The organism is Sulfitobacter sp. OXR-159 (genome assembly GCF_034377145.1).
Classification (GTDB): Bacteria; Pseudomonadota; Alphaproteobacteria; order Rhodobacterales; family Rhodobacteraceae; genus Sulfitobacter.
Map to the genome: position 1 here is coordinate 3320189 of NZ_CP139707.1, position 21703 is coordinate 3341891.

General features: G+C 61.9%; 27 protein-coding genes and 1 tRNA gene. 10 read left to right on the plus strand and 18 right to left on the minus strand.

The genetic code is table 11. The features are described from left to right. Window positions 1-8 precede the first annotated feature (8 nt). The gene (locus T8A63_RS17045) at window positions 9-1130 is read left to right on the plus strand and encodes an aminodeoxychorismate synthase component I (protein WP_322344508.1); all 1122 of its coding nucleotides are present in this window, start codon (window positions 9-11) and stop codon (window positions 1128-1130) included. On the opposite strand, the gene T8A63_RS17050 is transcribed toward T8A63_RS17045, so the two are convergent. Beyond that, window positions 1127-1828 (minus strand): M48 family metallopeptidase, encoded by a 702-nt coding sequence (locus T8A63_RS17050; RefSeq protein WP_067624763.1) that lies wholly within the window; start codon window positions 1826-1828, stop codon window positions 1127-1129. The two genes, T8A63_RS17045 and T8A63_RS17050, sit on opposite strands and share 4 nt — an antisense overlap. A 111-nt stretch (window positions 1829-1939) precedes the next feature. On the opposite strand from T8A63_RS17050, the gene T8A63_RS17055 reads away from it, so the two are divergent. Beyond that, window positions 1940-2269 carry a TIGR02300 family protein gene (locus tag T8A63_RS17055; protein WP_067624760.1) on the plus strand — a complete coding sequence of 110 codons (330 nt, stop codon included), beginning with the start codon at window positions 1940-1942 and terminating at the stop codon, window positions 2267-2269. 93 nt (window positions 2270-2362) lie between these two features. After that, a tRNA-Ala gene (locus T8A63_RS17060) sits at window positions 2363-2438 on the plus strand. A 406-nt stretch (window positions 2439-2844) separates the two neighbouring features. Here the strand turns inward: T8A63_RS17060 and T8A63_RS17065 are convergent. Further along, on the minus strand, window positions 2845-3609 hold the full coding sequence (locus T8A63_RS17065) for a sulfite exporter TauE/SafE family protein (protein ID WP_067624757.1): 765 nt from the start codon (window positions 3607-3609) through the stop codon (window positions 2845-2847). A gap of 142 nt (window positions 3610-3751) precedes the next feature. Between T8A63_RS17065 and T8A63_RS17070 the strand changes: the two genes are divergently transcribed. Together T8A63_RS17070 and T8A63_RS17075 are read left to right on the plus strand one after the other, a co-directional pair. After that, window positions 3752-5434 carry an acyl-CoA dehydrogenase family protein gene (locus T8A63_RS17070; protein WP_067624753.1) on the plus strand — a complete coding sequence of 561 codons (1683 nt, stop codon included), beginning with the start codon at window positions 3752-3754 and terminating at the stop codon, window positions 5432-5434. A 67-nt stretch (window positions 5435-5501) separates the two neighbouring features. Then, a complete protein-coding gene (locus T8A63_RS17075; RefSeq protein ID WP_067935575.1) occupies window positions 5502-5894 on the plus strand; it encodes an META domain-containing protein in 393 nt (130 codons plus the stop codon). Here the strand turns inward: T8A63_RS17075 and recO are convergent. The 12 genes from recO to folK all read right to left on the minus strand — a co-directional run bounded on the left by recO (window position 5878) and on the right by folK (window position 15376). Beyond that, window positions 5878-6600 (minus strand): DNA repair protein RecO, encoded by a 723-nt coding sequence (recO, locus tag T8A63_RS17080; protein WP_322344509.1) that lies wholly within the window; start codon window positions 6598-6600, stop codon window positions 5878-5880. The genes T8A63_RS17075 and recO overlap by 17 nt on opposite strands. After that, window positions 6600-6929, minus strand: a complete 330-nt coding sequence (locus T8A63_RS17085; protein WP_322344510.1) for a DUF1491 family protein — start codon at window positions 6927-6929, stop codon at window positions 6600-6602. The genes recO and T8A63_RS17085 overlap by 1 nt, the downstream gene beginning before the upstream one ends. A 15-nt stretch (window positions 6930-6944) precedes the next feature. Beyond that, window positions 6945-7853 carry a GTPase Era gene (era, locus tag T8A63_RS17090; RefSeq protein WP_120351965.1) on the minus strand — a complete coding sequence of 303 codons (909 nt, stop codon included), beginning with the start codon at window positions 7851-7853 and terminating at the stop codon, window positions 6945-6947. Then, a complete protein-coding gene (gene rnc, locus T8A63_RS17095; protein WP_322344511.1) occupies window positions 7850-8536 on the minus strand; it encodes a ribonuclease III in 687 nt (228 codons plus the stop codon). The genes era and rnc overlap by 4 nt, the downstream gene beginning before the upstream one ends. Further along, a complete protein-coding gene (gene lepB, locus T8A63_RS17100) occupies window positions 8533-9369 on the minus strand; it encodes a signal peptidase I (RefSeq protein ID WP_067916223.1) in 837 nt (278 codons plus the stop codon). The genes rnc and lepB overlap by 4 nt, the downstream gene beginning before the upstream one ends. A gap of 131 nt (window positions 9370-9500) precedes the next feature. Continuing rightward, a complete protein-coding gene (gene acpS / locus T8A63_RS17105) occupies window positions 9501-9905 on the minus strand; it encodes a holo-ACP synthase (RefSeq protein WP_322344512.1) in 405 nt (134 codons plus the stop codon). A gap of 145 nt (window positions 9906-10050) precedes the next feature. Beyond that, window positions 10051-10494, minus strand: a complete 444-nt coding sequence (locus tag T8A63_RS17110) for a PA2169 family four-helix-bundle protein (RefSeq protein ID WP_322344513.1) — start codon at window positions 10492-10494, stop codon at window positions 10051-10053. Window positions 10495-10607: 113 nt separating this feature from the next. After that, window positions 10608-11360: a pyridoxine 5'-phosphate synthase gene (locus T8A63_RS17115; RefSeq protein WP_067627712.1), complete on the minus strand. Its 753-nt coding sequence runs from the start codon at window positions 11358-11360 to the stop codon at window positions 10608-10610. A 99-nt stretch (window positions 11361-11459) separates the two neighbouring features. Next, window positions 11460-12116, minus strand: coding sequence for a DUF2062 domain-containing protein (locus T8A63_RS17120; protein WP_067627702.1), 657 nt, complete (start codon window positions 12114-12116; stop codon window positions 11460-11462). A 37-nt stretch (window positions 12117-12153) separates the two neighbouring features. Beyond that, window positions 12154-14304, minus strand: a complete 2151-nt coding sequence (locus T8A63_RS17125) for a RelA/SpoT family protein (RefSeq protein WP_067627699.1) — start codon at window positions 14302-14304, stop codon at window positions 12154-12156. Between the two features lie 36 nt (window positions 14305-14340). Then, window positions 14341-14694: a DNA-directed RNA polymerase subunit omega gene (rpoZ, locus tag T8A63_RS17130; protein ID WP_067264606.1), complete on the minus strand. Its 354-nt coding sequence runs from the start codon at window positions 14692-14694 to the stop codon at window positions 14341-14343. A 73-nt stretch (window positions 14695-14767) separates the two neighbouring features. After that, window positions 14768-15376 (minus strand): 2-amino-4-hydroxy-6-hydroxymethyldihydropteridine diphosphokinase, encoded by a 609-nt coding sequence (folK, locus tag T8A63_RS17135; protein WP_243261640.1) that lies wholly within the window; start codon window positions 15374-15376, stop codon window positions 14768-14770. Between the two features lie 123 nt (window positions 15377-15499). On the opposite strand from folK, the gene T8A63_RS17140 reads away from it, so the two are divergent. From T8A63_RS17140 to T8A63_RS17160, 5 genes are all read left to right on the plus strand, one after another. After that, complete coding sequence (locus tag T8A63_RS17140) at window positions 15500-16054, plus strand: NYN domain-containing protein (RefSeq protein WP_067627693.1); 555 nt, start codon at window positions 15500-15502, stop codon at window positions 16052-16054. A gap of 252 nt (window positions 16055-16306) precedes the next feature. Then, a complete protein-coding gene (locus T8A63_RS17145; protein WP_322344514.1) occupies window positions 16307-17044 on the plus strand; it encodes a helix-turn-helix transcriptional regulator in 738 nt (245 codons plus the stop codon). Between the two features lie 60 nt (window positions 17045-17104). After that, window positions 17105-18055, plus strand: a complete 951-nt coding sequence (gene ispH / locus T8A63_RS17150) for a 4-hydroxy-3-methylbut-2-enyl diphosphate reductase (RefSeq protein WP_322344515.1) — start codon at window positions 17105-17107, stop codon at window positions 18053-18055. Window positions 18056-18110: 55 nt separating this feature from the next. Then, on the plus strand, window positions 18111-18575 hold the full coding sequence (gene rnhA, locus T8A63_RS17155; protein WP_067627684.1) for a ribonuclease HI: 465 nt from the start codon (window positions 18111-18113) through the stop codon (window positions 18573-18575). Next, a complete protein-coding gene (locus T8A63_RS17160) occupies window positions 18572-19195 on the plus strand; it encodes a trimeric intracellular cation channel family protein (protein ID WP_067935548.1) in 624 nt (207 codons plus the stop codon). Before rnhA ends, T8A63_RS17160 begins: the two co-directional genes overlap by 4 nt. A 4-nt stretch (window positions 19196-19199) precedes the next feature. Here T8A63_RS17160 and fmt read toward each other — a convergent pair whose 3' ends face one another. The 4 genes from fmt to def (T8A63_RS17180) are packed head-to-tail and all read right to left on the minus strand — an operon-like array spanning window position 19200 to window position 21658. Then, a complete protein-coding gene (gene fmt, locus T8A63_RS17165; RefSeq protein ID WP_322344516.1) occupies window positions 19200-20114 on the minus strand; it encodes a methionyl-tRNA formyltransferase in 915 nt (304 codons plus the stop codon). Between the two features lie 37 nt (window positions 20115-20151). After that, the gene (gene def, locus T8A63_RS17170) at window positions 20152-20649 is read right to left on the minus strand and encodes a peptide deformylase (RefSeq protein WP_067627673.1); all 498 of its coding nucleotides are present in this window, start codon (window positions 20647-20649) and stop codon (window positions 20152-20154) included. Further along, window positions 20646-21143 carry a peptide deformylase gene (gene def / locus T8A63_RS17175; RefSeq protein WP_322344517.1) on the minus strand — a complete coding sequence of 166 codons (498 nt, stop codon included), beginning with the start codon at window positions 21141-21143 and terminating at the stop codon, window positions 20646-20648. The genes def (T8A63_RS17170) and def (T8A63_RS17175) overlap by 4 nt, the downstream gene beginning before the upstream one ends. Next, window positions 21140-21658: a peptide deformylase gene (gene def / locus T8A63_RS17180; protein WP_322344518.1), complete on the minus strand. Its 519-nt coding sequence runs from the start codon at window positions 21656-21658 to the stop codon at window positions 21140-21142. The genes def (T8A63_RS17175) and def (T8A63_RS17180) overlap by 4 nt, the downstream gene beginning before the upstream one ends. Window positions 21659-21703: the final 45 nt, after the last annotated feature.

The window sequence follows — 21703 nt, forward strand, 5'->3', positions numbered from 1 at the left end:
GGCCCGGCATGGCTGGCCCTTGCGTCCTTTTTGATAACGGCCCGCTGGGCGATGGCACGGGTTTCTGCGCGCCTCAACAGATCATCAGCGCGCAGAAACCCGAGGAAGTGCCTGCAGCGTTTGCGGCCCTTGAGGCGGCGCAGACAGGAGGCGCGTGGCTGGCAGGCTATGCGAGCTATGAGTTGGGCTACCTCGGTTCGGGCAAACTGCGCGATCTGATGCCTGCGGGGCGTGGCCTGCCGCTGCTCCGTTTTGGGGTGTTCGATGCGCCCTTGCCACATCGGTTTGAGACGGAAACAGGCGACGCGGCTCTGTCTGACCTGACCCCGGATTGGGACTTCGCACAATATGAGGCGGCCTTTGCGCAGGTGCAGGATTTCATCACTGCGGGAGACATTTATCAGGCCAATCTGACGTTCGGGATGGAGGGGCACTTTACCGGCACGCCTGCGGCGCTTTATGCCCGGCTGCGTGAGCGCCAGCAGGTGGCATATGGCGCTCTGGTCGATCTTGGAGGCCCCGTGTTGCTGTCGCGCTCGCCCGAGCTTTTCTTTGCGTTGACTGAGCAGGGGCATTTGACTGCGCGTCCGATGAAGGGCACCGCACGGCGCGGGCGGGATGCTCAGGAAGATGCCAAGCTGCGCGCCGACCTCGCCGCTTCGGAAAAGAACATGGCGGAAAATCTGATGATCGTGGACCTATTGCGTAACGACATCAGTCGGATTGCCGAGGTGGGCAGCGTCGTGGTGCCAAAGCTATTCGAGATCGAAACCTATGAAACCCTGCATCAAATGACCTCGCGCATTACGGCACAGGTCTTCCCGGGGAAACGTTTGGCCGACATCTTCCATGCGCTCTTCCCCTGTGGCTCAATCACCGGTGCGCCCAAGATTCGCGCTATGCAGATCCTGCGCGCGCTAGAGCCCGCACCGCGCGATGCCTATTGCGGCGCGGTGGGCTGGATCGCCCCCACGGGGGCCATGCAGTTCAACGTGGCAATCCGCACGGCAACCTGCCACGCCGATGGGCGGTTGCGGCTGAATGTCGGTGGTGGCGTGGTGCATGACAGCACGGCCGAGGATGAATATGCCGAAGCACTGCTGAAGGCGCGCTTTGCGACCCTTGCCTAGAACCGGTAGCGATGCAGCCCGCCGCCATGGTCGCGCAGCCATTGGCGGGGGGCCTGATAATCACCGTATATCCGCGTGACCTCGGCCCAGAAGGCGGGCGAGTGGTTCATCTGCGCCAGATGCGCGACCTCATGGGCAGCGACATAATCCAGCACCTCGGGCGGGGTCATGATCAGCCGCCACGAGAACATCAGCCTGCCATCACTGGTGCAAGACCCCCAGCGAGAGCGCGTGTCGCGCAGGGTGATCCGGGCGTAGGGCTTGCCCAGCAGCGCGGCATAGTCGTCACAGGCCCCGGCGAGGCGGTCGCGGGCCACTTCGCGCAGATGCGCCGCAAGACGTTTGCCGATGCTCTCCTTCGGGCCGGGCACGAAGATTTCTTCGGGGCCGATCCGCACGCCCCTCCCTTGCATCTCACGCCCCTGCCCGCCGCGCACCCGCAGCACCTTGCCGCCCACCGGCACCTCAGCCCCCGGCGCCACGATCACATCCTCGCCCCGCGCGGCAAGATGCTGGCGAATCCAGTCCTGTTTGGTCTCGGCGAAGGCCAGAGCCTCACGCTCGGCCAAGCGTTTGGGCATGGTCAGAGTGACCCGCCCGTCCAACTGCGAGATCCGCAAAGAGATGCGTCGCGCGCGCGCCGAACGGCGCAGGATCAGCGGAATCGGCGGGTTGCCGGGCAGCACAGGGTCTTTCATTACCGGAGCAACGTCCCTAGATAGAGGCCAAAGCCTTTGACAGTGCCCCCCTCATATGGCACTTGGCCGGAATCATCTACACGCAACAGCAATATTATAAAGGGGTGTTTCATGCCCAACGAAGAATGGGGAACCAAGCGCCTGTGCCCCACTACGGGCAAGCGCTTCTATGACCTCAATAAGAATCCGATCATCAGCCCCTACACGGGCGAAGAGGTCGAGGTCGACAACTCCAAGTCGCGCATGATCGCGGCGGATGCCGAGGATGCGGTCACAGCCAAAGCCAAGAAGGGCGACAAGGCGAACGACGAATCGCTGGTCGATGACGATGATGCGGTCGACGTGGATCTGGATGACGATATCCTTGATGACGACGACGATGATGACGATACAGTTCCGCTCGACGATCTGGCCGATGTGGCCTCGGACGACGAGGATTAATTAATCGGCGGCGGGGTCAATTTTCCGCTTGATCCCGCCACCGCCAGCGCCTAATTAGCGGCACAGAACGACCCGGATCACATGATCCACGATGGGGCCTTAGCTCAGCTGGGAGAGCGCCTGCATGGCATGCAGGAGGTCAGCGGTTCGATCCCGCTAGGCTCCACCATCATCCCTCTTTCAGATATAAGATAAGTATCACCCGATAGAGGGGCTGACTGACGCGCATCCGCTTCGCGGCTACTCTGAGTCAGCGGTTCGATCCCGCTAGGCTCCACCAAGCCTTTTGCAAAGCAAAAGGCGTCGCGCGGCAGTCGCTTCGAAGAAGCGATGAGAGCGCTAGCGCAACAGCCCCTACAAATGATACGCACGATTTGACCATGGCAAACGATGCTTTGCGATCAAAATCTTTAGACCACCCCCTGCCTACTGGTCGGTGATCTGTCGCGCCTCCTGCCACAATGCCGCGCCCATGGTGAGCACTGCCTAGTGCGGGCCAAACCTTGCCAAATCGCCAACCCATTGGCATAGGCTGATGATAGCTGGTCATGCTGCACGCTTATTTCTGGACCCGCTTAAAAGATCGCCCGTCGGATCAGGTTCAACCCCGCCACCATCAGCACCAGCAACGTCATCTTGCGGAACAGCACCGGGTCCACCCGGTCCATCACCTTGCTGCCCAGCCAGACGCCCAGCATCACCGGCAGGATCAGCAGCGCCGAAAACGGCCATGTCTGCGCATTCAGCACTCCTGACCCGATATGCGCCGCCAAAAGCGCCACAGCGCCCAGCCCGTAGATCACACCTTGGATTCGCATCTGGTCATGTTTCTCGGTCCCGAGCGCGGTGAGATAGGCCACCGTGGGCGGCCCCCAGATGCCCGAAATCCCTCCGACGGCCCCGGCAAAACCGCCCACCAGCGCCTCAACCTTGGCCGAGCGCTGCGGCAGGTGGAATTTATGCTTGGACAGTTGCAGCAGCGCGAACAGCACCACCGGCACCCCGATCATCAAGAGCATCACCGTGGCGGGCACCAGCCGCACCATCTGCGCGGAGAGCACCAGCATCACGCCGCCGCAAACCAAGAAAACCCAGAACAACCGGATCGAGCGCAGCGCCGCCTGCGGCCCCTGCCGCAGCGCTTGGAACGCGTTGGCCAGCACTGTCGGCAGAATCAGCCCCGCCAGCGCCAATTCGGGCGCCATAAAGGTCGTGAGACCAGATATGAGTACGAGCGGCAGAGCAAAACCGACAACGCCCTTCACGAACCCGCCACAGAGGCCGATTGCAAGTGCAGCATAGAATTCGAACGGGGTGAGAAAGGGGAAAATACTGTCCATACCGCTACATAGCACCCCCTTGGGCAGCCGCACGTCAAAAATAAGCACGCAAGATTAAAACAAAATGCTGCAGTAAAACGTATCTTTGTTGTGCTGCGACTGCGAAAGGTCTATGTCTTCCCCAAGCAAGAAAGGACAGCTCATGGCACATGATGGTCAGGATATGACGATGCATAGCGTAATTCTCGACGATCTGATCGGGCTCACCGGCGCGACGCTGCCGCCGTTGGATCGGCTGCTGGAAACCGCCACCGCCGCCGTCCGCGCGCAGGTGAGCGAGGGGGATCGCGTCTCAGCCAAGCTGATCGAGGCCAACCAAACCGCCGCCCACGGGCTCGCATGGCTCGCCACCTATGTCCAAGCGCTGCGACAGATGCAGCTTTGGGCCGAACGGCTGCAGGATGACGGGCGCTTTGGCGAGGTTGAGCAACTGCTGCACCAGATCGGCTTTGGCGAATACCTTTGCCAGATGCGCGGCGGCATCCAGATGAACCAAGGCGAGATACTGCGCCTGCAAGATTTGGGGCTGAGCGCTGAGGATCAGGCCACGCTCGACGCGCCGTCGATCACCACCCTGACCCGCGGCGGCAACACCCAAGCCGCGCGCAGCCGTCTGGTGGAGCTGATGCAGGAGCGCAGCGCCGATGTGACCTTTGGCGTCAGCGGGCTTGATGAAGAGCTTGAAATGATCCGCGACCAGTTCCGCCGCTACGCGGTCGAAAAGGTCGAACCCTATGCCCACGATTGGCATCTGAAAGACGAATTGATCCCTATCGAAGTGATCGAAGAACTGGCCGAAATGGGTGTCTTCGGCCTGACCATTCCCGAGGAATACGGCGGGCTCGGCCTGACCAAAGCGTCGATGTGCGTGGTCAGCGAGGAGCTTTCGCGCGGCTATATCGGTGTGGGCTCGCTTGGCACCCGTTCGGAAATCGCGGCGGAACTGATCCTCTGCGGCGGCACCGACGCGCAGAAAGAGAAATGGCTGCCCCGCATCGCCAGCGCCGAGACTTTGCCCACGGCGGTTTTCACTGAGCCGAACACCGGGTCGGACCTCGGCAGCCTGCGCACCCGTGCGGTCAAGGACGGGGACGACTATAAGGTCACCGGCAACAAGACATGGATCACCCATGCCGCGCGCACCCATGTGATGACACTGTTGGCGCGGACCGACTCTGAGACGACAGACCATCGCGGCCTGTCGATGTTCTTGGCTGAAAAGACCCCCGGCGACGATGCCAACCCCTTCCCCACCCCCGGCATGACCGGCGGCGAGATTGAGGTGCTCGGCTACCGCGGCATGAAGGAATACGAACTCGGCTTTGACGGGTTCGAGGTGAAGGGTGAGAACCTGCTCGGCGGCGAAGAGGGACGCGGCTTCAAGCAACTGATGGAGACGTTTGAGTCCGCCCGCATCCAGACCGCCGCCCGCGCCATTGGCGTGGCGCAATCGGCGCTCGATATCTCGATGCAATATGCCCAGGACCGCAAGCAGTTCGGTAAGGCGCTGATCAACTTCCCCCGCGTGTCGGGCAAGCTGGCGATGATGGCGGTGGAACTAATGATCGCGCGGCAGTTGACCTATTACAGCGCCTTTGAAAAGGACGCCGGACGGCGCTGTGATGTCGAAGCAGGCATGGCCAAGCTGCTCGGCGCGCGGGTCGCTTGGGCCGCCGCCGACAACGGCCTGCAGATCCACGGCGGCAATGGATTCGCATTGGAATACAAAATCAGCCGAGTGCTTTGTGACGCGCGGATCTTGAATATCTTTGAGGGCGCTGCGGAGATCCAAGCGCAGGTTATCGCGCGGCGGCTGCTGGGTTAACGGTCCGGGGTTGCAAGCGCTGCTTCTGTCAGAGACATAGGCAGCGTTTCCACCCAAAGGACAGCCCATGCGCAGCTTCTTGATCCTCGCCGCCCTCAGCGCCCTACCGCAATGTCAGAGCGACGAAACCGTTCGTGCCTATGGCGGCGGAGACAAGACATGGGTCTTGGTGGAACTGGACGGCACCCCCTTCGACGCCCGTGCGACCCTGACCTTTCCGGAAGCTGGCAAGATCGCCGGACAGGCCCCCTGCAACGCCTATAGCGCCGCGATGACGGTGCCCTACCCGTGGTTCGACGCGGGCCATATCGCGGCCACCCGCCGCGCCTGCCCGGACCTCGCGGCAGAGACGGCATTTCTGAATGCTTTAGGAGAGGTGACCATCTCAGATGTATTGGGCGACACGCTGATCCTGTCGGATGAAAGCGGCGAACGACTGATCTTCAAAGCCGCCGACTGAAGGCATCGACAAAGCGCGCACGGGCTTCGGGCAGAGGCTTGCCGCCCAGATCACGCGCCAGATGCGCGGCAAGGAAATGGCCCGTTGTAACAAGCCCCTGCGCAATCTCCGCATCGCTCCCCGTGCCGCCGCGTAGGACTGTCGGCAATGGCAAGAGCCGGTTCGCCCACTCCCCCGCGCCTTTGGCCGAAACGGCGCGGCCCGACTTGGGCGAAACATAGATCAGCTCTTCGCTCACCCCGGTTACCGCGCAGCTTTCCAGATCGAGCGCATAGCCCATCTCTTCCAACAGACGCAGCTCCCATTTCAGATAGGCCAGCGGCCAGACATCGCCCTGCCCCAGCATATCTAACAGTGCCTCGGTCCGCTGGTACAGGGCCGGATGCGGTTCGCGTTCCGGCAGACAGAAGGACAGCAACGCCGTCACCGCATTCAACCCCGCCAGCGCCAGTCGGTCCTGCATCGCCACTGCAGCCCGGCTCCGCAGGGGCTCGACGGTAAAGGCGCCGATATGGTCCTCCAGCCGCGCACGCCATGCAACGTCAAGCTGCGCGCCGGGTTGCAGGCTGGGCGCGATCTTGCGGCTGGTCCCGCCGCGGACGACACCGGCGTGGCGGCCTTGTTCGGGGGTGAAGACCTCGATGATCGCGGAAGTCTCGCCATGTCGCCGCGCGCTCAGCAATATGCCTTGATCGCGCCATTCCATCAGCTTAGCCCCGGCTCGTTCAGCAGGTGACGACCCTGACGGTCCTCAACTTCGATCACCCAGAGGTCCGGGTCAAAACTGCGCTGGCGGGTGACGGTGGCATCGACCTCGACCTCGTCGCCCGCGGCCAGCTCAATCCACCTCCGGTCGCCAGTCATCAGATCGAAAGAGCGTTGAAACAGCGCCGCTTTGCCGTCCAGCGTCGCCAGCTTCACCAGCACCGCGCCGCCGGTGTCATCGCCATGGGCCACAACAAAGGCCGGGATATCCTGCAACCGCAGCCGGGTGAGATAGGCATCGACCCAGAAACGCGCGGTCAAACGCGGCATGGCTGACCTTTACGCTCAGTCGTTGCCATCTTTGAAATCCAAGCCCATCTCGGAGTAACGCTCGGCCTCTTCCAGCCAGTTGGCGCGAACCTTGACCTGCAAGAACAGATGCACCTTGCGGCCCAAGAACTCTTCAAGCTCTTCGCGCGACGCCTTGCCCACGGCCTTGATCGTCTCGCCCTTATTGCCCAGCACGATGCCCTTGTGACCGTCGCGCACGACATAGACCAACTGATCGATCCGGGCCGAGCCGTCCTTGCGCTCTTCCCAGTTCTCGGTTTCGACCGTGAGCTGATAGGGCAGTTCCTGATGCAGCCGCAGGGTCAGTTTCTCGCGGGTGATCTCGGCCGCGATATTGCGCATCGGCAGGTCGGCAATCTGGTCTTCGGGGTAGAGCCACGGGCCTTCCGGCACCTCTCCGGCCAGCCACTGGCGCAGCGTGTCGATACCGTGGCCACGCTCGGCGGAGATCATGAAAGTCTCGGTGAAATCGAAAGCTGCGTTCATCTTCTCGGTCAGACCCAGCAACACAGGTGCCTCAACGCGGTCGATCTTGTTGATTGCCAGCGCCACGCGGCGGCCCTTGGCGATGTTGCCGAGCTCCTCAAGGATACGCTCGACACCCTCGGTCATGCCACGGTGCGCTTCGATCAAAAGCACGATCACATCCGCATCGGCAGCCCCGCCCCAAGCGGCGGCGACCATGGCACGGTCAAGCCGGCGGCGCGGCTGGAACAGGCCGGGCGTGTCGACGAAGACAAGCTGCGCGTCGCCCTCCATCGCCACGCCACGGATGCGGGCGCGGGTGGTCTGGACTTTATGCGTTACGATCGAGACTTTGGCCCCAACCATGCGGTTCAGCAGCGTGGATTTGCCCGCGTTGGGCTCTCCGATCAGGGCGACGAATCCGGCACGGGTGGTCATGAGTTCTTCTCCAATTGCCGCAGCAATGTGCTGGCGGCGGCCTGTTCGGCGGCGCGTTTTGAGGGCGCGGTGGCGGCGGCTTCGGCGCCGTTGTCCAACCGCGCGGTAATGGTAAAGACCGGCGCATGGTCGGGGCCGCTGCGGTCAGTCTGTACATAGCGCGGCGGGGTCAGCCCGCGCGCCTGTGCCCATTCCTGCAACGCGGTTTTGGCGTCGCGGGCGTCTTCTTTAACCGTTTTGAGCCGGTCGCCCCAGAGGCGCAGCACCAGCGCCTTGGCCGCGTCAAATCCGCCATCCAGATAGACGGCAGCGATGACCGCTTCGATCGCATCGCCCAAAAGCGCCTGTTTGCGCCGCCCGCCCGAAATCATCTCAGACCGGCCCAGTTTCAGCACCTTTCCCAGATCGATCTCGCGCGCCACATCGGCGCAGGTTTCCTTGCGCACCAATGCGTTGAACCGCGGGGCCAACTGCCCCTCGGTCGCACCGGGATCCAGCGCCAGCAGCGCCTCGGCCATGACGAGGCCCAGCACCCGGTCGCCCAAAAACTCCAACCGCTGGTTGTCATCACGGTTGGCCGAGGACATGGAGGCATGGGTCACGGCGCGCACCAGCAGGTCCGGCGTGGCAAAGTGGTGGCCGATCCGCGCCTCAAAGGCTTTGAGGTCTCCGCTTAGCTTCATCTTACAGCTTCGAAGAAACGGTCGCTGCGCCATGTCCAGAAGAACAGCATCGAACGCCCGGCAGAACTGAACATGATGCGATCCGCGCGGCCAATCAGGTTCTCAAACGGCACGAAACCCACGCCACCGGCGCGCTGCGCCAACCGGCTATCGGCAGAATTGTCGCGGTTGTCGCCCATGAAGAAGTAATGCCCCTCAGGCACGGTATAGACGCCCGTGTTGTCCGACTGCTGGTTGGTGATGTTCAAGATCGGATGCGAGACGCCATTGGGCAGCGTTTCGATCTGGCGGCTTTTGAGGCAGGTGCCGCCCTGCCCGACGGGGCCGTTTTCGCAACGCGGGCGCAGTTGTTGTGGGCCTTGCGGGGCCATGACCTCTTCAAAGGTGCCTGCATCTTCGACTTTGACCGGGGTGCCGTTCAGGCTGATGACGCCGTTTTGGATCTGCACCTTGTCCCCCGGCAGGCCAATCAGACGCTTGATGTAGTCGCGGCCCGATACGGGGTGACGGAAGACCACCACATCGCCGCGCTCAGGCTCGGACCCGAAGAGACGCTCATTATCGCCATCGAAGACACCGCAGACATCCTTGGCGTCAATCTCGATCCCGACACCGGGGAGCATCAGGCTGGGGCAAGACGCATAGGAATAGCCGTAAGCCATCTTGTTCACGAAAAGGAAATCGCCGATCAGCAGCGTCTCTTTCATCGACCCCGAAGGGATCCAGAAGGGCTGGAAGAACAGGGTCCGAAAGACACCGGCGATCAGCAGCGCCCAGAAGATTGTCTTGATGGTTTCGACAAAGGCGTTGCCGGTTTTTTCCTTGGCGGCCATGCGGCGCTCCTGACATATCGGTTTGGGGTTACATGCGGGGCCGTGCGGGCCAAGTCAAGGGAAGCAGGGCCGGATCGGCCTGCCCGCGTGCATATGACGCGAAACGGCGGGGCGCGCCAGCCTGAGCGGTCTCAATCGGCAAGGGCGCGCGCTTCGATCACGACAAAGGCCTGCGCCCAGGGGTGGTCATCGGTCAGGGTGACATGGATGATTGCCTCATGCCCCGGCGGGGTCATCGCGGCCAGACGGTCGGCGGCCCAACCGGTCACTTCCATCACGGGTTGGCCGGTGCGCAGATTGCTGACCGCCATGTCGCGCCACGCAATGCCCATGCGCAGCCCGGTGCCAAGCGCCTTTGAACAGGCCTCTTTCGCGGCCCAGCGTTTGGCATAGGTGCCCGCCACATCACGGCGGCGCTCGGCCTTGCGCTGTTCCACGTCAGTAAAAACACGATTGCGGAAGCGGTCGCCAAAGCGGTCGAGCGTGCCTTGGATACGCTCGATATTTGCCAAATCAGTACCGATGCCGAGGATCATTGAGTGCCATTCTTGTCGCGTGACAGGGCCGATGCGCCCTTTACCGACAATAGATCATGCGCCGTTGCCGAGGAAAAGCAGCAATACGACGCGAAAACGCCGCCCCGCGGAACGGAACGGCGTTAAACTCGGGATGTCGCGCAGCTTAGGCTGTGGCGCGGCGCGCTTTTTCGGCTTTCGCCTCATCAATGGCGCGCTGCACAGAGGCGCGCTGCTCGGTCAGGAACTCATAACCGGGGCGGCCAGCGGTGGCTTTGATCGCATCGTCGTAGTTTTCGACCAAAGCGGATTCGCCGTTGACGATTTCGTCATAGACGGCTTCGTCATCGCCGGTCACCGCGTCGCGCAGTTTCAGCCAACCACGGTGGGCCGATGCAGCGGCGGAGCCTTCTTCGGAGACATCCACGCCGTCGACGCCCAACTGGCGGTGCAATTCGGTGTGGAACTTCTCGCGCTCAGCGATGCGCTGGTCAAAGAAGCCGACGAAAGCGGCCTCATCCGAGACCTGCTTGCGGGATTCACGATAGCCGTCGCGGCTGTCGATCAGGCGGGTGTGGAGTTTCTTCAGTGTGTCGATATGGTCGCTCATTGGTGCCTCCTTAGGTTTGTTAACCAGTCTGGCAGCCCAACGCAGTCAAAGCCGTTTTGGGTCCAGAAGAAGGCATCCATTGAGTGGATTTTCGCCACCGAAGACTGGCGGGCTTAGCCCTCGCGGGCCTCATCCATCAGGCGGCGCATCTCGGTTATGGCGGGTTCCAGCCCGAGGAATATCGCCTCTCCGATCAGGAAGTGCCCGATGTTGAGTTCGCGCACCTCCGGAAAGGCGGCGATGGGGGTCACCGTGTCATAGGTCAGCCCGTGTCCGGCATGAACCTCAAGCCCGAGGGAAGCTGCGAAACTCGACATCTCGCGCAGCTTGTTAAGCTCGACATCCGCCTCGTCCCAGCGGCCCTCGGCGAAGGCATCGCAATAAGCGCCGGTGTGCAGTTCGATCACCTCTGCGCCGATGCGATTGGCGGCTTCGATCTGCGCAGGCTCGGCGGCGATGAAGATCGACACCCGGCTGCCCGCCTCGCGCAGGGGCGCGATGAAATGGGCCAGCTTGTTCTCCTCGCGGGCGACTTCCAGCCCGCCCTCGGTGGTGCGCTCTTCGCGCTTTTCGGGCACGATGCAGACGGCATGGGGCCTGTGGCGCAGGGCAATCTTTTGCATCTCGTCGGTGGCGGCCATCTCAAAGTTCAGCGGGACGGAAAGCACCTCCATCAACCCTTCGATATCGGCGTCAGAGATATGCCGCCGGTCTTCGCGCAGATGCGCGGTGATGCCATCGGCGCCAGCCTTTTCCGCGATCTTGGCCGCGCGCAGCGGGTCAGGATAGGCGCCGCCCCGCGCGTTGCGCACGGTCGCCACATGGTCAATGTTCACGCCCAATCTCAGCTTTGGTTGATCCGCCATCTCGATTCCCCTTGCATCACTTGCCCGACCATAGGTCGGAAATTTCGCCAACCCCATAGGGGGAAGCGGTTTTTCCGGAAAATTGATGCCCTGAAAGCCTCAGTCCGCGTGGCGCTTGGCCTCGGCCTTTTGCGCCGCCTTATGCTTGAGCGCCTCGAACTTGGCTTTGATCATCCCGCGCCGTCGCTTTTGGTAAGCCCGCAGCACCGGCACCGAGATGTAATAGGCGATAGAGGCGCAGATCATCCCCGGCAGAATGCCCCCGATCAGATAGGGGTAGAAGACCTGATGGAAAAAGGCGGTCAGCCCTGTCCAATCCATCTGGCTATCAGTAAAAATCGCGACAAAGTTCTCTTGCAGATCGCGGCCCGCATCCAGAAACTTCCCCCCAAAGGAGCGATGCTCTTTCGGGGCCACGGGCGCGCCAAGGATCCAATGCCCGGTCTGCAAAGCCGCGATGCCGATGGGGACATAAGTCAGCGGGTTGCCAAAAAAGGTCGCCATAAGGGCGGCAAGGATATTGGCCCGCATCACCCGCCCGATCAGTGCCGCCACAATGAAGTGCAGACCATAGAAGGGCGTGAAGGTGGTAAAGACCCCGGCCCAGATGCCGCGCGCAATGCGCTCGGGGCTGTCGGGCAGCCGCCGCATCCGGTGTTTGACGTAGTGAAACGCACGTGTCCAACCACCCCGCGGCCACAGAAACTCGGCCAGCGCGCGCAGGGTCGGTTTCGGATCGCGGCGTTTGAAAATCAAGTCTCAGGTCCAGTATCGGCGTTTCGTCTGCGCGGGGTCAGTCGGTCTTTTCGACAGTCTTTCCCATGCTCATATTGCGGTGCCTGCTGACATCGGCGACTTCACTTTCGGCTTCGATCGTGGACATCAACGAATGCAGGTGACTTACGTCTCTGAGATCCACATAGACCACCAACCGGTAAAAGTCAGGCTTGCGCTCCACAAACTCCAAATCAGAGATATTGGCCGAGGCTTCGCCGATCAAGGTGCAGACCCGCCCCAGTACGCCCGCGCCGTTGCCGATGGTGATGTCCAACGCGCAGGTATAGACCGCCGGGTGACTGCCATCGTGCCAACGCAGGTCCAGCCAACGCTCGGGCTGGTCTTCGTATTCCGACAGGCGGTCGCAGTCGATTGAGTGGACGGTCACGCCCTTGCCACGGAAGGTGATGCCGACGATCCGCTCTCCGGGCAGCGGCGTGCAGCAGGGCGCGCGGTCAAAGCTCTGGCCCGGCTCCAGCCCCACGACGGCGCGGCGCACGTCGATCTGCTCGCCCTTTTGCGGGGCAAGGTCGGGATAGACGCATTCCACCACTTCGCGGCCCGTGAGTTCGGAACTGCCAAGCCGGGCGAGCACCTCATCGGGGCCGTTGAGCCGCATGTTCTTGGCGACGGTATGCAGCACCTTATCGGTGGCCTTCTTACCGACCTGCGCAAAGGCCGAGCGCGCCAATTCGCGGCCGAGTTTGATAAAGCGCTCGCGGTCGACCTCGCGCAGGGACCGCCGGATTGCCGACTTGGCCTTGCCGGTGGTGGCGATATCAAGCCATGTGACCTGCGGTGTTTGCCCCTGCGCGGTGGTGATCTCAATCGACTGGCCGTTTTTGATCCGCGTCCAGAGCGGCACACGCATCCCGTCGACTTTGGCCCCAACGCAAGCGTTGCCGATCCGGGTGTGGATCGCATAGGCAAAATCAATCGGCGTCGCCCCGCGCGGCAGTTTCACCACATCGCCTTTCGGCGTGAAGCAGAAGACCTGATCCGCATACATCTCAAGCTTCACCGCTTCGAGGAAATCCTCGTGGTCGGTCTCGGCGTCGAACTGCTCGGTCAGCTGGCTGATCCATTTGGCGGGATCGACGGCAAAGGGGTTTCGGCTGCGCACACCGTCGCGGTAGGACCAATGCGCGGCGACGCCGGTCTCGGCCACGTCATGCATCTGCCGGGTGCGGATCTGCACTTCCACCCGCTTGCCATCGCGGCCCGAGACGGTGGTATGGATCGACCGATAGCCGTTGGTCTTGGGCTGGCTGATGTAATCCTTGAACCGCCCCGGCACCGCGCGCCAGCGGCGATGGATCGCGCCGAGTGTGCGGTAGCAATCCTCGTCAGAGGCGGTGATCACGCGAAAGCCGTAAATGTCGGACAGACGGGAGAAGCTCTGTTCCTTCTCCTCCATCTTGCGCCAGATCGAATAGGGCTTCTTGGCCCGGCCAAAAACCTCGGCGTCGATATCCGCCTTTTCCAACTCGACCCGCATGTCGCCGGTGATCCGCTGGATCACATCGCCGGTGTCGCGTTGCAGGGTGATAAAGCGGCGAATGATCGAGGCGCGCGCCTCGGGGTTGAGCACGCGAAACGCAAGGTCTTCCAACTCTTCGCGCATCCACTGCATGCCCATGCGCCCCGCCAGCGGCGCGTAGATGTCCATCGTCTCCCGCGCCTTTTTGACCTGCTTGTCCGGGCGCATGGATTTGATCGTGCGCATGTTGTGCAAACGGTCGGCGAGCTTAACAAGGATGACGCGCAGGTCCTTGGACATCGCCATAAAGAGCTTGCGGAAATTCTCGGCCTGCTTGGTCTCGGTCGAGTTGAGCTGAAGGTTGGTCAGCTTGGTGACACCATCGACCAATTCCGCCACTTCGCCGCCAAAGAGGCTCTGCACCTCGGCATAAGACGCTTTGGTGTCTTCGATCGTATCGTGCAAAAGGGCGGTAATGATCGTCGCATCGTCAAGCTGCTGTTCCGTGAGGATCGCAGCGACAGCGACGGGGTGGGTGAAATAGGGCTCGCCGGAATGGCGAAACTGCCCCTCATGCATCCGCGCCCCATAGTCGAAAGCGGCGCGGATCAGGGGTTCGTTGGTACGCGGATTGTAGCCTTGAACAAGAGCGATCAGGTCATCGGCAGTAATGTCGGCGCTGTTCATGCCATCTGCCTCATTGCCCCGGCCGGGGCGCGGGGGTTAGCCCTGCCCCTGTGCGGCCATCAACTGGCGCAGCAACATTTCTTCGGACATGCTGTCTTCTTCGGGCTTGTCCTCTTCGGCACCCATCAAAAGCGCCATGGCGTCTTCTTCGGGTTCGTCGACTTCGATCTGGCTCTGGTTGCTTTCGATCAAACGCTCGCGCAGGTCATCAGCCGACTGTGTTTCTTCGGCGATTTCGCGCAGGGACACGACGGGGTTCTTGTCGTTGTCGCGATCAACGGTCAGCTGCGATCCGGCAGAGATCTCACGGGCGCGATGCGCGGCCAGCATAACGAGTTCGAAACGGTTCGGAACCTTATCCACACAATCTTCGACGGTGACGCGGGCCATGAAGCCTCCAATATCTCATTTGCTGCCAGAAGTGCGGTATTTAGGCCGCCTCGGGCAGATTTACAAGCCGTTATTACAAACGCCGCACGCTGGCACGATCCCGCTCAGGCAAAGCCTCAAGCAGCGCGCGGACCGGTTTCCCAAGCAGCGGATGCACCCAATCGGGGGCCACATCGGCCAAGGGCACCAGCACAAAAGCGCGGTCTTGCAGGCGCGGATGCGGCAGGATCAACTGCTCTGGCGTGCGGCCAATCTGCGCCTCAAGCGGCAAATCACGCCACATCTTGTGGGTGTTACGGTCTGGCAACACGATATCATCACAGGCCAGCAAATCCAAATCCAATGTGCGCTGGCCCCAACGCTGCACCCGCTCCCGACCCAACTGTGCCTCGATCCGATGCAGGACGCCAAGCGCCTTGGCCGGATCCCAAGGTGCCTCCAGACGTGCTGCGGCATTCACATAATCGGGCCCCGCTCCTGCGGGAAAAGCCGGAGTATGATAGAATGCACTGGTCGCGCGAATCACCGCGCCGGAGGTTTGCAGCAGCTTCAAAGCCGACTTCAGGGTTTCCTGCGGCGCACCGACAGAAGAGCCGAGGTTCCCGCCAAGCGCAATCAGGAGACTATACTTTCGTATAGGCTCTCTACTGCTTAATTCCATACCCTCGGGGTCTTGCGACATCGTTAAAAAGCCTTAGTTATGCACCCTGATGTGGGGGCATCGCCAGAGGTCACGGATTTATTAATTCGTGGCGATTACAGTTCAAACCGGGAATACGGCGAAGCCTGCCGAAAGGATAGATTAATGTTCTACAAAGATGAGCGGTTGGCGCTTTTTATAGATGGCTCCAACCTCTACGCCGCGGCAAAGACGCTGGGCTTCGACATCGACTACAAGCTGCTGCGGCAAGAGTTCATGCGTCGCGGCAAGCTGCTGCGCGCCTTCTACTATACCGCACTTTTGGAGAACGATGAATATTCGCCGATCCGCCCGCTTGTTGACTGGCTGAACTACAACGGCTTTTCCATGGTCACCAAACCGGCCAAGGAATACACCGACAGCATGGGCCGGCGCAAAGTCAAAGGCGACATGGACATCGAACTGGCCGTTGATGCGATGGAACTGGCGCCGCGTGTCGACCATATCGTGATCTTTTCCGGCGACGGCGACTTCCGCCCGCTGGTCGAAAGCCTGCAACGCCAAGGCGTGCGCGTTTCTGTCGTGTCGACGATTCGCAGCCAGCCGCCGATGATCTCTGACGATCTGCGCCGCCAAGCCGACAACTTTATCGAGCTTGACGATCTGCGTGATGTCATTGGCCGTCCGCCGCGCGATCCGATCTCGACCTCGCAAGACTAAGCGCAAACCGCCTTATTTTCGCCTGAAATCATGCTGCTAGCCGCAGCAGTGGCTTTCTCGTGGGTGCCCCAATGAGGCAGGCACACGAATAACAGACCAGTGACAATGGCGTCACTGGCCTGTGAAATTTCTAAAATACCCCAGGGAAGATACAATACAGCACATGAACCCATGCGTTCCCCTTGATCCCACAGTACCCGTTCCCGTAGAAGTAGACGACCCCCCGAAAAAGGGGGGTTAAAGTGAGGGACGATGCTTTTCGATGATGCGGTGCGGCTGGAGAAGCTACAGGATGCAGGCACGCTCTGGGACGGCATTGTAGAGGCGCTGCGACAGATTGGTTTCACCCACGCCATTCACATCAGCGTCGGGGCAGATTTCAAAGATGCCCAGTTTTTATCCACCATCCCCGACCTTTACGATGACCTCCCCCCCGAGGATGACCCCTTTCTCCACCATTCGTGCAACAGCTATGAAGTCCTGACAATCGGTCAGGCCTTCGTGCACCTTTACCCCGATGTCACCCCCTCTGAGCATTCGCTGATCGCACGCGCAGGACGGGAAGGTTTGCACGCCGCCTTTGCGGTGCCCATGCGGCTGAAAGGATCAGAACGTTTCGGTGGCTTCATCATCGGCAATTGGATGGAAGCCGATGAATTCGAACGGAGCTTTAGCGACGTGGCCGAGGATCTTCGCCTCTTTTGCCTGCTGATGCACCGCCGCATCGAAGACCTGACCGGCACCGCCCCGTTGCCCCTGCCCGAGACCCCATCGGCCTTTGGCAAACTCAGCCCGCGCGAAGCCGAAGTGGTGAACCTGCTGGCCCATGGCTACACCCGCCAGCAAACCGCGCATCGCTGCAACCTCTCGATCCACACCGTCTCGGACTATGCGAAATCGGGCTACCGCAAATTGGGCATCCGCAACCGGGCGCAGGCCGCCGCCCTCGTTCACGGCACCGCGGGCGAGGCTGCGCCCAAGAAAGGCTGACGGGCTGGACGAAGAGCGCCCAAGCCCTTACCTCTGCGCCAAGCCGTTCGGAGACTTCGCATGACCAACACGCCCCTGACCCTCTACCTCGCCGCGCCGCGCGGATTCTGCGCGGGCGTGGACCGGGCGATCAAGATCGTTGAGATGGCCCTCGAGAAATGGGGCGCGCCGGTCTTTGTCCGCCACGAGATCGTGCACAATAAATTCGTCGTCGACGGGCTGCGCGACAAGGGCGCGGTCTTTGTCGAGGAACTCTCCGAATGCCCCGACGACCGTCCGGTGATCTTTTCCGCCCATGGCGTGCCGAAATCCGTGCCCTCGGCGGCGCAGGCGCGCAATATGATCTATGTCGATGCCACCTGCCCACTGGTCTCCAAGGTCCATATCGAGGCGCAGCGCCATGCCGATGCAGGACTCCAGATCATCATGATCGGCCATGCGGGCCACCCTGAGACGGTCGGCACCATGGGCCAATTGCCCGATGGTGATGTGCTGCTGGTCGAAACGCCCGACGATGTGGCCGGTGTCGCTGTGCGTGATGAGGCGCAGCTGGCCTATGTCACCCAGACCACGCTCAGCGTCGATGACACCGCCGATATCGTCGCAGCCCTTCAGGCGCGGTTCCCAGCCATCATCGGCCCGCATAAAGAAGACATCTGCTACGCCACCACCAACCGTCAGGAAGCCGTCAAAGCCATGGCGCCCAAATGCGACGCGATGCTGGTGGTGGGCGCGCCGAATTCGTCGAACTCCAAACGTCTGGTCGAAGTCGGTGCCCGTGCGGGCTGCGCCTATGCGCAACTGGTGCAACGTGCGGACGACATCGATTGGCGAGCGTTGGATGGGATCGGCAGCATCGGCATCACCGCAGGCGCATCGGCCCCCGAAGTGCTGATCAACGAGGTGATCGACGCCTTCAAAGCGCGCTATGACGTGACCACCGAACTGGTCGAAACCGCGCAGGAAAACGTCGAGTTCAAGGTGCCCCGCGTCTTGCGTCAACCCGCCTGATTGACCGCCGCGCGCCAGCCGCCTAAACCGCGTTGAAACCGCGACGGGAGCCGACATGCCAGACCTTTACGCCTACACAGACGGAGCCTGCTCAGGCAATCCCGGCCCCGGTGGCTGGGGCGTGTTGATGCGCGCCATGGACGGCGACAAGATCGTCAAGGAACGCGAGTTGAAGGGCGGCGAGGCGCAAACCACCAACAACCGCATGGAACTGATGGCCGCGATCTCGGCGCTGGAATCGCTCAGCCGTACGACAGAAATCACCATCGTTACTGACAGCAACTACGTCAAAAACGGCATCACCGGTTGGATCTTTGGCTGGAAGAAAAACGGCTGGAAGAACGCCGCCAAAAAACCCGTGAAAAACGCGGAGCTTTGGCAACGGCTGGACGCGGCGAACGCGCGGCACAATGTGACGTGGAAATGGGTCAAAGGTCACGCCGGCCACCCCGAAAACGAACGCGCCGATGAACTGGCCCGCGCCGGCATGGCCCCCTTCAAACCGGGCGGCAAGAAGTGAGCCTGCTGGCCCTGCTCGACTATGCCGCCGTGCTGGTCTTTGCCATCACCGGCGCGCTGGTCGCAAGCCGGGCGCAGCTTGATATCGTGGGCTTTGCCTTTATCGCCTGCCTGACCGCCGTGGGCGGCGGCACGATCCGCGACCTCCTGCTCGACCGCAACCCGATCTTTTGGATAGAAACGCCCAGTATGCTCGGTGTGGCCATCGTGGCGGCGCTGGTGGTGTTTTTCACCGCGCATCTTCTGGAAAGCCGCTTTCGCACGTTGATCTGGCTCGACAGTCTGGCACTGGCCGTCGCCGTCGCGGCGGGGGTCGGTGTGGCGATGTCCCAAGAGCAATCCGCGCCGATCATCATCGTCATGGGCATGATCACCGGCTGTATGGGCGGGCTGATGCGCGATGTGGTGGTGGGCCAACTACCATTGGTGCTGACCCAAGGCGAACTCTACGCCACGGCGGCTCTGTCTGGCGCTGCGGTGGCGGTGCTGCTGTCGCCCTATTTCGACGGGAGGCTCTATCCGCTGCTGGCCTGTGCCGTGACGACTTGGGTGCTTCGGGCCGGATCGCTGTATTTCGGCTGGCACTTGCCAGTCTACAAAAGCACCCCGCCGAAAAGCTGAGCGCTTAAGCGGCGCTCAGGTTAGTGCCGACCGGGATCTGCGCGCCGCGCTGAAACACATCCGCTTCCTGCACGCCCTTGCCCGCGCGCTGCAACCGCGTGAGCCGCACCGCACCGTCGCCGCAAGCGATGCGCAGGTCATCTGACAGCACCTCGCCCGCCGCGCCGGTGCCTTCATCCAGCACCGATCCCAGCACTTTGACCCTTTGTCCGTCAATCTCGAACCACGCCCCGGGAAAGGGTGAAAGGCCACGGATCATACGATCCACCTCAACCGCGGGGCGGGTCCAGTCGATCTTGGCCTCGGCCTTGTCGATCTTGGCCGCATAGGTGACGCCTTCTTCGGGTTGGGGCTGCGGGGTAAGCTGCAACAATTGCGACAGCGCCTTGTTGATCGCCACCGCGCCCATGGCGCTCAGACGGTCGTGCAGTTCCGCTGTGGTCTCCGCCGCACCGATCTCGGTCTCTTCGCAGAGCAGCACCGGCCCGGTATCGAGCCCAGCCTCCATCTGCATGATGCAAACGCCGGTCTTTTCATCGCCCGCCATGATCGCACGGTGGATAGGGGCCGCCCCGCGCCAGCGCGGCAGCAGGCTCGCGTGGATGTTCAGGCAGCCCCGTTTCGGCGCGTCCAGAATGACCTGCGGCAGGATCAGACCGTAGGCCACGACCACCGCCGCATCGGCCTCAAGCGCGGCGAATTCTTCCTGCGGTTCGGGATGTTTGAGCGATACCGGGTGGCGCACCAGCAGACCAATCTCCTCGGCGCGTTGCTGCACCGGGCTGGGGCGGGGTTTCTTGCCGCGCCCGGCGGGGCGTGGCGGCTGGCAATAGACGGCGCAGATGTCATGCCCGGCCTGCACCAGCGCATCGAGGATCGGCACCGAGAAATCGGGCGTGCCCATGAAGATCAGTCGCATCTGTTCACTCCTGCCGGACAGCGCCTTGGGGGAGCCGTCAGCCGTTCTGTTTGCGTGCCTTGCGCAACAGCATGTCACGCTTGGTTTTGCTGAGGTTGTCGAAATACATTTTGCCCGCCAGATGGTCGATCTGGTGTTGGACACTGACCGCCTCCAGCCCGACGAAATCGCGTTCGACCTCTGCCCCCGTCTCATCAAGGAACCGCACCTTCACGCCGCGGGGGCGGCGGATCACGGCGCTGAAACCGGGCAGGTTCGGGCTGGCTTCCTCATAAGGGTGCAGCACGGCAGAGGCGTCTATAATCACCGGGTTTGCCAGCCGGATGCGCTTGTTGCGCGCCTCGGAGGCATCGACGACGGCGACTTGCAACATCACCCCGATCTGCGGCGCGGCAAGGCCGACGCCCGGCATCGCGTCCATCGTCTCGATCATGTCGTCCCAAAGGGTGCGGATTTCATCCGTCACCGCCTCAATCGGCGCGGCGGGGCTGCGCAGGCGTTTGTCGGGCCATGCAACGTAGCGGCGTAGGGTCATTGGGCTTCAAACTCCGCAATCTTGGCAGCGCGGGTTTCCGCATCCAGATGATCGAATGTCACCACGCCATCAAGGTGGTCCATCTCATGCTGCGCGATCAGCGCGGCGGCGCCTTCAAAACTCTGCACATAGCGGCCTCCGTTCAGCCCGGTCCAAACCATCTGCACCTGCGATGGGCGCGAGATGTCGGTGCTGATGCCCGGAATGCTTAGGCAGCCTTCGGTATTGGTCACGCGCTCTTCGCCGATCTCTTGAAACATCGGATTGATGCAAACCAGCGGGTCGGATTTGTCTTCCTTCCAGCCCGCATCAATCACGAAGATCCGCAGCATTGCGCCGACCTGCGGCCCGGCAAGGCCCCGCCCCGGCGCGGCATACATCGTCTCCAACATATCCGCGGCCAGCGTTTCGATCTCTGGCGTGATCTCTTCGATCGGCGCGCAGGTCTCGGCCAGACGTGGGTCGGGCCAGCGAAGAACCTTTAGCACGCTCATCCGCGTGCCAACTCGCGCTTCAGTTTCACCATCTTGCGGGTGATCATTTGGCGCTTCAACGGCTTGAGGTAATCGATGAAAAGCTTCCCATCGAGGTGGTCAATCTCATGCTGCACACAGGTCGCCCAGAGGCCGTCAAACGCCTCCTGCTGCTCTTTGCCGTCACGGTCGAGCCAGCGGACCTCAACCTCAGCCGGGCGGGTCACATCGGCGTATTGCTCAGGAATGCTGAGGCAGCCTTCTTCATAGGTGCTGAGGTCATCCGAAGAGGTCACAATCTCAGGGTTGAACATCAACAGCGGGCGCGGCGCTTCGCCCTCTTCCTTGACGCAATCGAGCACGATCACCCGGCTAAGCACGCCGATCTGCGGCGCGGCAAGGCCGATGCCCGGCGCGTCATACATGGTGGTCAACATATCATCGCCCAGCACGCGCAGCTCGTCGCTGAGGTCGGCGACAGGGGCTGCGGCTTTCTTGAGCCGTGGATCGGGGTGCAAAAGGATCGGGCGTTTCATCCCGCTCATTTAGGCCATGCCCGGGCATCGCGCAACCGGGGGCTT

What these genes read in the sequence shown, in the direction of transcription:
- T8A63_RS17110 (WP_322344513.1), bottom strand. Translation starts at nt 10,494, where the DNA reads ATGAGCGACCATATCGACACACTGAAGAAACTCCACACCCGCCTGATC.
- fmt (WP_322344516.1), bottom strand. Translation starts at nt 20,114, where the DNA reads ATGCGACTGATCTTCATGGGCACGCCCGATTTCTCGGTGCCGATCCTC.
- def (WP_322344518.1), bottom strand. Translation starts at nt 21,658, where the DNA reads ATGAAACGCCCGATCCTTTTGCACCCCGATCCACGGCTCAAGAAAGCC.
- T8A63_RS17145 (WP_322344514.1), top strand. Translation starts at nt 16,307, where the DNA reads ATGCTTTTCGATGATGCGGTGCGGCTGGAGAAGCTACAGGATGCAGGC.
- T8A63_RS17045 (WP_322344508.1), top strand. Translation starts at nt 9, where the DNA reads ATGGCTGGCCCTTGCGTCCTTTTTGATAACGGCCCGCTGGGCGATGGC.
- T8A63_RS17140 (WP_067627693.1), top strand. Translation starts at nt 15,500, where the DNA reads ATGTTCTACAAAGATGAGCGGTTGGCGCTTTTTATAGATGGCTCCAAC.
- rnc (WP_322344511.1), bottom strand. Translation starts at nt 8,536, where the DNA reads ATGAAGCTAAGCGGAGACCTCAAAGCCTTTGAGGCGCGGATCGGCCAC.
- lepB (WP_067916223.1), bottom strand. Translation starts at nt 9,369, where the DNA reads ATGGCCGCCAAGGAAAAAACCGGCAACGCCTTTGTCGAAACCATCAAG.
- era (WP_120351965.1), bottom strand. Translation starts at nt 7,853, where the DNA reads ATGACCACCCGTGCCGGATTCGTCGCCCTGATCGGAGAGCCCAACGCG.
- T8A63_RS17085 (WP_322344510.1), bottom strand. Translation starts at nt 6,929, where the DNA reads ATGCCGCGTTTGACCGCGCGTTTCTGGGTCGATGCCTATCTCACCCGG.
- rnhA (WP_067627684.1), top strand. Translation starts at nt 18,111, where the DNA reads ATGCCAGACCTTTACGCCTACACAGACGGAGCCTGCTCAGGCAATCCC.
- T8A63_RS17115 (WP_067627712.1), bottom strand. Translation starts at nt 11,360, where the DNA reads ATGGCGGATCAACCAAAGCTGAGATTGGGCGTGAACATTGACCATGTG.
- folK (WP_243261640.1), bottom strand. Translation starts at nt 15,376, where the DNA reads ATGTCGCAAGACCCCGAGGGTATGGAATTAAGCAGTAGAGAGCCTATA.
- def (WP_322344517.1), bottom strand. Translation starts at nt 21,143, where the DNA reads ATGAGCGTGCTAAAGGTTCTTCGCTGGCCCGACCCACGTCTGGCCGAG.
- rpoZ (WP_067264606.1), bottom strand. Translation starts at nt 14,694, where the DNA reads ATGGCCCGCGTCACCGTCGAAGATTGTGTGGATAAGGTTCCGAACCGT.
- T8A63_RS17125 (WP_067627699.1), bottom strand. Translation starts at nt 14,304, where the DNA reads ATGAACAGCGCCGACATTACTGCCGATGACCTGATCGCTCTTGTTCAA.
- T8A63_RS17075 (WP_067935575.1), top strand. Translation starts at nt 5,502, where the DNA reads ATGCGCAGCTTCTTGATCCTCGCCGCCCTCAGCGCCCTACCGCAATGT.
- T8A63_RS17055 (WP_067624760.1), top strand. Translation starts at nt 1,940, where the DNA reads ATGCCCAACGAAGAATGGGGAACCAAGCGCCTGTGCCCCACTACGGGC.
- ispH (WP_322344515.1), top strand. Translation starts at nt 17,105, where the DNA reads ATGACCAACACGCCCCTGACCCTCTACCTCGCCGCGCCGCGCGGATTC.
- T8A63_RS17070 (WP_067624753.1), top strand. Translation starts at nt 3,752, where the DNA reads ATGGCACATGATGGTCAGGATATGACGATGCATAGCGTAATTCTCGAC.
- recO (WP_322344509.1), bottom strand. Translation starts at nt 6,600, where the DNA reads ATGGAATGGCGCGATCAAGGCATATTGCTGAGCGCGCGGCGACATGGC.
- acpS (WP_322344512.1), bottom strand. Translation starts at nt 9,905, where the DNA reads ATGATCCTCGGCATCGGTACTGATTTGGCAAATATCGAGCGTATCCAA.
- def (WP_067627673.1), bottom strand. Translation starts at nt 20,649, where the DNA reads ATGACCCTACGCCGCTACGTTGCATGGCCCGACAAACGCCTGCGCAGC.
- T8A63_RS17065 (WP_067624757.1), bottom strand. Translation starts at nt 3,609, where the DNA reads ATGGACAGTATTTTCCCCTTTCTCACCCCGTTCGAATTCTATGCTGCA.
- T8A63_RS17050 (WP_067624763.1), bottom strand. Translation starts at nt 1,828, where the DNA reads ATGAAAGACCCTGTGCTGCCCGGCAACCCGCCGATTCCGCTGATCCTG.